Source organism: Pseudodonghicola xiamenensis DSM 18339, assembly GCF_000429365.1.
In the GTDB taxonomy this organism is placed as follows: domain Bacteria; phylum Pseudomonadota; class Alphaproteobacteria; order Rhodobacterales; family Rhodobacteraceae; genus Pseudodonghicola; species Pseudodonghicola xiamenensis.
The window spans coordinates 1-8,496 of sequence record NZ_AUBS01000064.1 but is presented as its reverse complement, the minus strand read 5'-3'; the positions used below and the strand labels follow the sequence as shown (position 1 = coordinate 8,496).

Sequence of the window (8,496 nt, the reverse complement as noted above, 5' to 3'; positions counted from 1 at the left end):
GGCCATCGCACCGAGCTGGCGCCGGGCCTGGAACGAGGTGATCCCGTTCCTCGACTACCCGCCCGAGGTGCGCAGGCTGATCTACACCACGAATTCCATTGAGGCATTGAATTCGAAGATCCGGCGCGCCGTCCGAACCCGCGGTCACTTCCCAAGCGATGAGGCAGCAGCGAAATTGATCTATCTGGCGCTCAATGCTACATCCACCGAATGGAAGCGTTCGGTGCGCGAATGGCACGCTGTCAGAAGTCAGCTTGCCATCATGTTCGAAGACCGCTTCCCAATGGCGTAAAAAAACGCGTCAGGCACAAAATTCGGCACAGTCTCAACGGCTTTGAGACAGGTTCTGGGCCTTGCGAATGGCAGCCACATCCACCGAGATCGGCTCAAATGCCGCTGGAGGTTCCAGCTTCCCTTCCGCGATCGCCAAAGCCTCCTTGGCGCTTGTAACCAGTTCTTCTCCAAAGGACATATCTGCTCTTCCGGCTGCGCGTAGGGGACGTCTGTCACAAAAAAATATACGGCATTGCCGTATGCTTGCCAAGGCGCGCTTCGGCAGCTGCATGAATCATGGATCCGAAGGCATGGCCGCAACATGCAGCGAGTCCCCGCTTTCCTAGATCACCTTATCCTTTGCACAGCATTGGTGATGCCGCCGCGATAGTGATTGTGCGGACGGATAGGTAGCTGCAACCAATAATCCAAATTTACTGGACAGACCTCAGCAAACCTCTTTAATGAGGTCCGCTGCGCGGAAAATCACAACGTCACCCACGGAATCTAGTATGCCGGGAAGTTCCCTCATCATCGCCCAAGCATGTAGCCGACGAGAAAAGTGATCATGATTCAGGCCCCAACCTTCATCAAATTCTTCGAAGAATTCGGTGACGCCAATTGAGCTTTTGGCGAGCCTTATCTCGTCCGCAGGGCGAAACTGAATTACTCCCCTTTCGCCCGGACCTCCCCAGTCGCGATAATTTTCAGCGGCCTGCCTAGTTCGTGCAAGCCATAGAGCCTGGTCGTTGTTGAGCTCTGGTTTCTTCCCATGGAAGCCGTGCCAAAGGCTATCAACTTCAGTGACGGACGCCGCAGGTTTTTCTAGAAATAGACGTCCATCTAGCCAAATAACCTGCTCTTCTGTTAGAAAATATTTGCGCGCATCTTCCTGTTCTCGCATAGCGCGACCCTGCGCCTTCCAAATATCAAACATGTCATACCCTTGGGGGTTGAAAATTAGAGGGGTGCCAGTGTCCACCTCTCTATTAGGCAAGGGATGGAGAGGGATTTTCGGCTCAAGAATTTGCCGCCACAATTTTTTAAACCTCGACAATATTCTCTTCCCTTCTTCTCCTGCTAGCCGGATGTGAGTACTTCCAACACTAGTCGTAAGTGATCGTGTTTCCAGCTTGATTAGAAGATTAACATCTCTACTTCACTTCGCACCCGGTAATTTCCGAAGCTAAGTCATCTAATACCTGATCAAGTGTGCGGGTGAGAAATTCGGTCAGAAGCCACCCGTACCTATTATTGAAATGCCTCGACAACTTGTCGGGGTCATATCTGGATAACTCGCTCAATCTATGCATGGCTGCGAATGCAATCACGCACGGATTCTTGTCAATCAGCCCATCTGATATACCGCTTGCTGTATCCCTCTTGAGGTACCACTTTTCCTGAGCGTCGAATATCTGAAATATATTTCGACGAAGCTTCCGGTGATACTTGCTAAGGTTGGTAATTTTTACCTTTTCGCTCTTTCCCTTCCATTTGAACCTCTTTTTTCTACGCACGGCTAACGCTCCCACGTCTACAGTCGGATCAATTTCGAAGCCAGACGGGAGTTTGTTTTTAGTCCTGTTAACGCTCCATCCAGGTGTCAGAGTTCCCCTGAAGAAGCACTCGCCCGTTCCGTCAATTCTATAAAATCCACATTCCGCCAGTGGAATGAATAGTTCCTTCTTACTCCTGCTCGGAATCGTCATGCAATATGCGCGGTGGATGTGCGGGAGATTGTAAAGCAAATCCAATAACGTGCACTCGTCACTCCCAGACACAGGTTCCTCGAAATATCTGCTCAGGTCTGACAGCACCCCTGAGAATTTAAACTTTACATACTCATTAGAAAGAGCGGTTTTGGCTCCGGCTGAGTAGCCTGATACACCATGCTGGACGCGAGCCATGTCTTTTCCCGTACTGACGAGAAGAGCCTTAACCATATTGAGAATGCAGTAATATGAGGTGAGAGGCTTAGCAAGTTCATCGACCGCCAAGTTTGCGCGGTAAAAATTTGCAGCCTGCCTCCAGTATACTAGCGCCGATTTTCCATTCTCACCTGACTGCCTCAGCCACATATCAACGTACTGAAAACGATCAGTGACATGAGCCGCCTTGGCTTTGAAGTCTGGCTTTGAGAACGACTTATGCGGAGCCACAGGCTTACTCGAAAGCGTAATTCTTGATGCTGGCAAGGCCACACTACTCCTGACGATATCAACTTTTGAACGCTAAGGAATTCACGCTTCATGTGCCAGACACATTGAACCTGACGCAAGAGGCGACCGAGTTCATGAGGAATCCCGTTAAGGATGAAGGCGCGAAGGGGATGGCCAGGTCAGGTGACACCACCTGTCAGAACTCCCAAGTGAAATGCTGCACTCATACCCGAAGACACTAGGATCACCTCGCTTCGCCAGTTCGAAATCACCCTCGAATTTCTAACTGAGATTGTCTGCGCTCATGGACGCCACATGCTTTAGTATAACGTCCTACCATCTCTTTACACTTTGTATGTTTTGTTAAGAGTTGTTCAAGGCCAAGCCTTACCAGGCCGAGACTTGTGAGAGGCACCAGAACCATGCCCACCCGGCGAAGTGTCAAGAGTGTGGATGACCGGGCGACCGACGCCCATGTGCGGAGCCGTGACTACCTTGGTCAGCCGGATATCGACCGGCTTCTCGCTGCCGCCAAAAAGGGCCGCCACGGGGTTCGCGACCACCTTTTGATCCTGATGATGTTTCGGCATGGTCTGCGCGTCTCCGAAGTGATCGCGCTTCGACAGCGAGATGTGGATCTCGCGCAGTCGCGGATCTGGGTCACACGGCTGAAGAACGGGCTCAGCGTCGAGCAGCCAGTCGCTGGCGACGAGCTGCGGGCTATCAAGCGCTGGCTCGCGCGCAGGGACGATGCACTACCCTGGCTCTTCGTCTCCGAGCGCAAGCTGCCGCTCACACGGCAGGCCGTGAACTACATTGTCGGGACCGCCGGCACCCGTGCCGGACTCGAGCGCGTCCATCCACATATGCTACGCCATTCCTGCGGTTTCGCGCTGGCCAACAAGGGCCGCGATCTGCGAGTCATTCAGGACTACCTCGGCCACCGAGATCCCCGACACACAGCGCATTACACGCGGACGGCGGCACACCGGTTCGACAACCTCTGGTAGGCGGAAGCTGCAGTGCCTAAGAAGAGGAGGAAGGGGCGGACAACCGACATTCACTGCGGACGCAAGTTCATTCTCTACAGGACGGGTTACAGGTAAAACTACGTGCACTATAGAAGGCCGAAACGACCTGTACTCGGATTGCCCGTAAACACAGTCAGAGCCACCTGGTCCGCGATGCGCTCCGGCGGATGCTGGTTTTCGATGATGATGATTTGACTGTCCTGGCCGTGGTGCTCGATGAGATAGTCGTAGAAGCGTTCTTTCAAGTCTGTGCCTCTCAGAGCAATATCTTCTTCACCTTCCGGTTTGAAATAGGCGAGCAACGGGGAGTCGAGGACCACAAAGCCAGGATGGGATAGACCGTTCAACTGGCAGTATTCGAGCAGGGCAATGTTAACTGCGGCATGAGTTATTGCGCGAAGGCCTTTACCACGACTCGACCTTGGTTTTCCGTCAATAACGAAATCTGACGAGTCCTTGTCGTAGTACACGTGGCATTCACCGGGGAAACTCCAGGCTTTCAATATCTCGGAGACCGTTGAAGAAAACTCGTGCGCAACGGATTCCGGTATGCCGGTCGCCACTTCTGAACCTGTAGTCTGAGGACTATCGTCATCTTCGACCAAGCAGGTTCTTTTGGCGACGAGCTTGTCGTATCGGACATATAGATCAGCGGCCCTTTGGGCACTGGAGCGCTCCTCCACGAGTGCTGAAAAGGAAGCCCGCACCTCGGTGACGTCAGGTCCAACGGTTTCCTGAATCTCTTTACTCAGCGTGTCGTAGTCAGCTTCGACAATCTCCAAATCGACCGCAAGTCCTTCGGCTTCCGCCGTCAAGTCCGCAGCCGTCGTCTGGAGTTCTGCCTGGAGGCGTTGGATTTTTTCGATCTCCGCCGTCGCCGCAGCAACGACGGCCTCGACATCGCCATCGCATGTTTCATCAAGGTGCTGCGCGTCCGGGTCTGCGCCGCAAAGCGGACAGGCCACCCGCTCGACATGGGCAAACATCGAGCCGCTCTCTTGAATAGCTGTCAGCCTCTTGAGATCGACATCATAATGCTGGGAAAGCAATCTGAAGCGGGCGAGAAGATCCCTGATTTCGTCGAGCCTCTCCGATGCTTCCTGCTTTTCTTCGAATAGACGCCTCCGCATACTAACAAGCTCGTCGAGGATCTTCTGTGAAGCAGAAAGTTCTTCGCGTCGGGTTTCGATAGACCCTTCCAGTCTCTCGAGCTGCTGTTCCAGCTCTTCCTGATCCTCGCCGAGGTCTTCGATCTCTATCTGTAGGTCCGAGAGAAGCTCGTCGATAAGCGCGATCTGGCGAGAATTGTCGGGGGATTGATCGGCATCAGGCACAACCGCAGAATCGTCGATACCGGTCAGCAGCAGTTTGACTGTCGCGATCTCTGAAGTCTTTGTTGTGTATTGACCGCTCCAGAAAGGCGATCCAGCATACTGAATTTCACCTTCCTGAATTATCACGAGCCTCGCAAGATTTCTGAAGCTCAGACTCTGGGTAGTGCCCTTCGCTTTGCTCTTGAGGATGCGCTTTCCGAGGAGGCCGATCTTGTCGAGGAGATATCCTGAAAGGTTGTCTGTTTTGTCGTGCGCGTGTTTCTGTTTTAGCGTCTTAGGCTCGAGTTTATCACCTTCGCTCAGATCAAACACCTGAAAATTGCCGCCGGACATCGAGCGTTTCAGCTTGAAGTCTACGTCTCCGATCGCCGTGAGACTGAGGTCGAGTTGGTCATACTTTGCCCGTTCCGGAATTTCCTTAAGTGAAGACCCACCCAACATAAAGTCGATTGAATCCGCGAGAAATGATTTTCCGGTGTCGGAAGCACCGCAGATCACGTTGACACCGGAATGAAACTCGAGCTGTGCCTCGGCCTTTGGACCCCGAAAATGTATGTTTCTAAGCTGGAGATAGCTGTCGCTCATACGCCATCTCCTAACTTCTGGACGGACTGGAACTGGCTCGACCAGCCCGCAAAGAACTGATGCGTAAAGCGTCGGACTTCATCAGTCGGCATATAGGCAAAGCGTTGCACAGCCCACAAAGCTCGCTCTTTCAGGTTCACAGAATACTCGTCGCTCAATGAGGCGATGAACGGAGCGGCAACCTCACCGGCGACATAGGTGAATCCCTCCTTTGTAGGCAGTCTTCGCACGAGACCACGACTCATCATCAGAATCAGGCCCTTTTCAATCAGGCCACGCCGAACGAGCAACTCTCCGGCACGCAGCGGCAACGGGGCATGCAGGCTTTCCGGGCCTTCGGCGTCACCGGAATGGACGACCAGATAGTCCATCTCAACCAGACGCTGCAGATCGAACGCCGCGGGAAAGGCGGCATGCAAGATTGCCAGCGACCGTACACCGGTCTCCAACGGGCTATTGAACGGTGTGGGTCTGAGATCGCTATCCATTGTCCGGCACCCAGGTCAAACGGTCGTCGTTGGCCAACTGGTGACAAATCCCCTGACAGTCCTGCTTCTTAGTTACAGACGAGAGCGGGTTTGCCGTGAGCGAGAGCGCAGCCGCCTGTGTTAGCGTCGTGCGCATCCTTTCGAACCCGTCTTGATGATGACTCTCGCAGATATCGATGACCCCGTGCCAAACCTCGTCTTGTAGCGCTGCGTAAGTTCCTTCCGGCACCGTGTCACGCGCAAAATTGCGCAACGACTCGGCATGGTAGAAGCGCTCTCTCTGGCGCAGGAAGTCACGCTTTATGGGAGCATGGGCCTCAAGTGCAACCGGATCGCACATGGCTGTCCCGAGCTGATCACCATAGGCGTCCAGAAGCTGTCTGATGTAGCGACTTTCTGTTTCCTCCGGTGTCGTTGGCGGCTTGTTTGGGTGGGGACGTGGTGGCAAACCTCCACCGAAACGGACGGCGTGATAGCCAGTCGTGCTATGCCCTTCGATCAGCTCGACATGAGACTTTGAGGTGAAAATCCTGAAGTCAAAAGCGTCAAAGTGATCTTCAAGAGCGCCGGTAAGAGGAATCTCTGCGGTCGATGTAATCTCCTTCTCGCAATGCTTTTCCCAGTTTTCGCGTGTCTTGGCTTTGAGCGTATCAGGTTTATTGAGCAATTTTTCGAGCGACGTGCCAATACCTTGAGAGGCAACGAAAAAGTGCCGCCTTGGCGGCAGGTACTCATTTTTGAAAGAGTAGTAGATGATCTTTCCTAATTCGACCCAGATATCACTCGGTCGTAGGGGGTGATCATAGCGCTTACACTGGTAGTTATCCCAAACGTCCTGGAATCCATTCTCGGAAGTGAACCCGGCGATGTCTACACCTAAATCGCCCGATCCACCGAAACGCCTGACTTTGACGTAAGCACCCGATAGGCTGGTAGACCATTCTTCGATAAAGTCTTCCCAGTCGTCGGGACTGAAAGTGCGGATACGCATGGCCTTGGGGATCGGCACACCGCTGCTCACATGTTCCGCTGATGCTACGGAAGCCAGAGGCTTTGGCTTGATTTCACTCAAATCACAATCTTCAATCAAGCCGCGCAACCTCAATCCTTTGAAACCGTAATTGAACTACCAATGGGTGCCCGGGTCCCAAAGATCAGATGGTTCCGAAGCAACTTTGCCTTAGAGCAACTCGAAAGGTTGCGTCACTCGGAACATTGTCAGCCTTTGAGGAGATCGTCAAATCGAGCTTCCCCAATCAGGTCGCCGCTGCAGTGCAGCTCTTGGTGCAACACGAATGTGTAATCTGCCTCAGTTCCGGACAGGCCCGACCAAGGCGCTGAAAGCGCCTTCCTGCGCCGCTACATTGTCCATAATGACAGTTTTCCTCTTGCGCCGTCCCATTCCTCTCCCTGCTGAGAGAAGCCGACTTTCGAGAGTATGGTCTTCATCGAAGAATCGTCAGTGGTGGCGTAGCAGGTCAACCGATCCTCCGTAATCGCCGCCTCCACAAGCCGCTGACCAAGTTTTTGCCGCCTGTAATCTTCATGTACGGAGACGTAGCCAACTTCTGGCGCGTTTGAGTGATGAGAGATATCCACCTTAGCTTTCGCAAAGACCCTTTTTCGGTAGCTAACTTCCGGCTCCTTGATTGATACGACACCCACGATGACCGAGCCGTCTCGACATAGCCCAAGCTTTCGCGATTTTCGCAGCCGTAAGGCAATTGTGTCTTCATCGGTGGGTAGAGCCCCACCTATTTTGACAAGGTGCGCAGCAACCGCGATATCCGCGTCAGAAAATTCACTGGGTGCCTTCAACTCTATATCGGACATTGTGCTCCTCTGCCTTCAACGCAATAGTAACAGAACTCCCTAAGCGTCAGACGGAAGCTTCCTAAAATCTGCGATGCAGCACAACCCAGCATCTTACGGTCGGTTTCTGGTCGGCGCGCCTCGTTGTCCATTCGCAGAAAATCCCCGCTCGACCGGTGCCGACCCTGCACGACGTTGAGAGAGACCAGTCCCGTGAAGCTGCTGCGCAGTATTGCACACCATTGCGAAGGTCCGGCAAGGGCCGTCGGCTTCAGGGAGTAGGAGGCAGGAGGGAGCTGCGCGGTTTGTCCGCTTCAGTAGGTTCTCCGTTCATCTCGAGAATTCGGTCAATTTGCCAGTTGCGCACAGACAAAGTTGGCGCGTGTTGCAATGTCGGCGCGCGGCAGCTCCGTGATTTGGTATCCGAGGGCGCTGTAGGTCTCGCGCATGACGGCGCCTGTCGCTTCGGCTTCAGCGCGGGTCTGCTTGAGAAACGCGCGAAAGTTGGTGATGCCCCGAGGGGCGGCATATCATGGCGGTGTCTAAGCGCCGTCAATTCTCAACCGAGAAAGGGATATGCCACATGTCGGAAGATACCATCACCACCCTGCCTGATCCATCCGGATTTTCTCCGGACCCTTTGACCGGAGTCATCCGGGATGGGGCCCGCAAGCTGATCGAACAGGCGATCGAGGCGGAACTGGCCGCGCTGATGGCCTCGTTTGCCGGAGACAAGCTCGAAGATGGCCGCGCCAGATTAGTCCGGCACGGACATCTGCCGGAGCGCGAGATTTTGACTGGGGTGGGTCCGGTG

The 8,496-nt window shown here is 53.8% G+C and carries 9 protein-coding genes and 1 pseudogene; 3 read left to right on the top strand and 7 right to left on the bottom strand.

Translation table 11 applies throughout. The features are described 5' to 3' along the window. The coding region (locus G455_RS0121660) for an IS256 family transposase (protein ID WP_028095545.1) at positions 1-292 on the top strand (292 nt) is incomplete at its 5' end. 33 nt (positions 293-325) lie between these two features. Here G455_RS0121660 and G455_RS26565 read toward each other — a convergent pair. The 3 genes from G455_RS26565 to G455_RS0121645 form a co-directional block, all read right to left on the bottom strand. Beyond that, complete coding sequence (locus tag G455_RS26565) at positions 326-472, bottom strand: hypothetical protein (RefSeq protein WP_154664457.1); 147 nt, start codon at positions 470-472, stop codon at positions 326-328. 249 nt (positions 473-721) lie between these two features. Beyond that, positions 722-1,210, bottom strand: a complete 489-nt coding sequence (locus tag G455_RS0121650) for a hypothetical protein (protein WP_028095544.1) — start codon at positions 1,208-1,210, stop codon at positions 722-724. 217 nt (positions 1,211-1,427) lie between these two features. Further along, positions 1,428-2,474, bottom strand: coding sequence for a YaaC family protein (locus G455_RS0121645; protein ID WP_154664456.1), 1,047 nt, complete (start codon positions 2,472-2,474; stop codon positions 1,428-1,430). Between the two features lie 380 nt (positions 2,475-2,854). Here G455_RS0121645 and G455_RS25120 point away from each other — a divergent pair, with 380 nt between their 5' ends. Continuing rightward, positions 2,855-3,442, top strand: coding sequence for a tyrosine-type recombinase/integrase (locus G455_RS25120; protein WP_051312684.1), 588 nt, complete (start codon positions 2,855-2,857; stop codon positions 3,440-3,442). A 107-nt stretch (positions 3,443-3,549) separates the two neighbouring features. Here G455_RS25120 and G455_RS0121635 read toward each other — a convergent pair whose 3' ends face one another. The 4 genes from G455_RS0121635 to G455_RS0121620 form a co-directional block, all read right to left on the bottom strand. Continuing rightward, positions 3,550-5,382, bottom strand: a complete 1,833-nt coding sequence (locus G455_RS0121635) for an AAA family ATPase (RefSeq protein WP_028095542.1) — start codon at positions 5,380-5,382, stop codon at positions 3,550-3,552. Then, complete coding sequence (locus G455_RS0121630) at positions 5,379-5,870, bottom strand: ABC-three component system middle component 2 (RefSeq protein WP_028095541.1); 492 nt, start codon at positions 5,868-5,870, stop codon at positions 5,379-5,381. The genes G455_RS0121635 and G455_RS0121630 overlap by 4 nt, the downstream gene beginning before the upstream one ends. Continuing rightward, entirely contained in the window at positions 5,863-6,969 is a 1,107-nt protein-coding gene (locus G455_RS0121625) for an ABC-three component system protein (RefSeq protein WP_205620493.1), read from the bottom strand. The genes G455_RS0121630 and G455_RS0121625 overlap by 8 nt, the downstream gene beginning before the upstream one ends. Before the next feature lie 260 nt (positions 6,970-7,229). After that, positions 7,230-7,703, bottom strand: coding sequence for a GNAT family N-acetyltransferase (locus G455_RS0121620; RefSeq protein WP_028095539.1), 474 nt, complete (start codon positions 7,701-7,703; stop codon positions 7,230-7,232). A 562-nt stretch (positions 7,704-8,265) separates the two neighbouring features. Here G455_RS0121620 and G455_RS25110 point away from each other — a divergent pair. Beyond that, a pseudogene (locus G455_RS25110) lies at positions 8,266-8,496 on the top strand (IS256 family transposase); the annotation flags it as partial.

Excerpts from the sequence above, each read along its gene's own strand:
- G455_RS26565 (WP_154664457.1), bottom strand. The coding sequence starts at position 472 with ATGTCCTTTGGAGAAGAACTGGTTACAAGCGCCAAGGAGGCTTTGGCG.
- G455_RS0121650 (WP_028095544.1), bottom strand. The coding sequence starts at position 1,210 with ATGTTTGATATTTGGAAGGCGCAGGGTCGCGCTATGCGAGAACAGGAA.
- G455_RS0121620 (WP_028095539.1), bottom strand. The coding sequence starts at position 7,703 with ATGTCCGATATAGAGTTGAAGGCACCCAGTGAATTTTCTGACGCGGAT.
- G455_RS0121630 (WP_028095541.1), bottom strand. The coding sequence starts at position 5,870 with ATGGATAGCGATCTCAGACCCACACCGTTCAATAGCCCGTTGGAGACC.
- G455_RS0121635 (WP_028095542.1), bottom strand. The coding sequence starts at position 5,382 with ATGAGCGACAGCTATCTCCAGCTTAGAAACATACATTTTCGGGGTCCA.
- G455_RS25120 (WP_051312684.1), top strand. The coding sequence starts at position 2,855 with ATGCCCACCCGGCGAAGTGTCAAGAGTGTGGATGACCGGGCGACCGAC.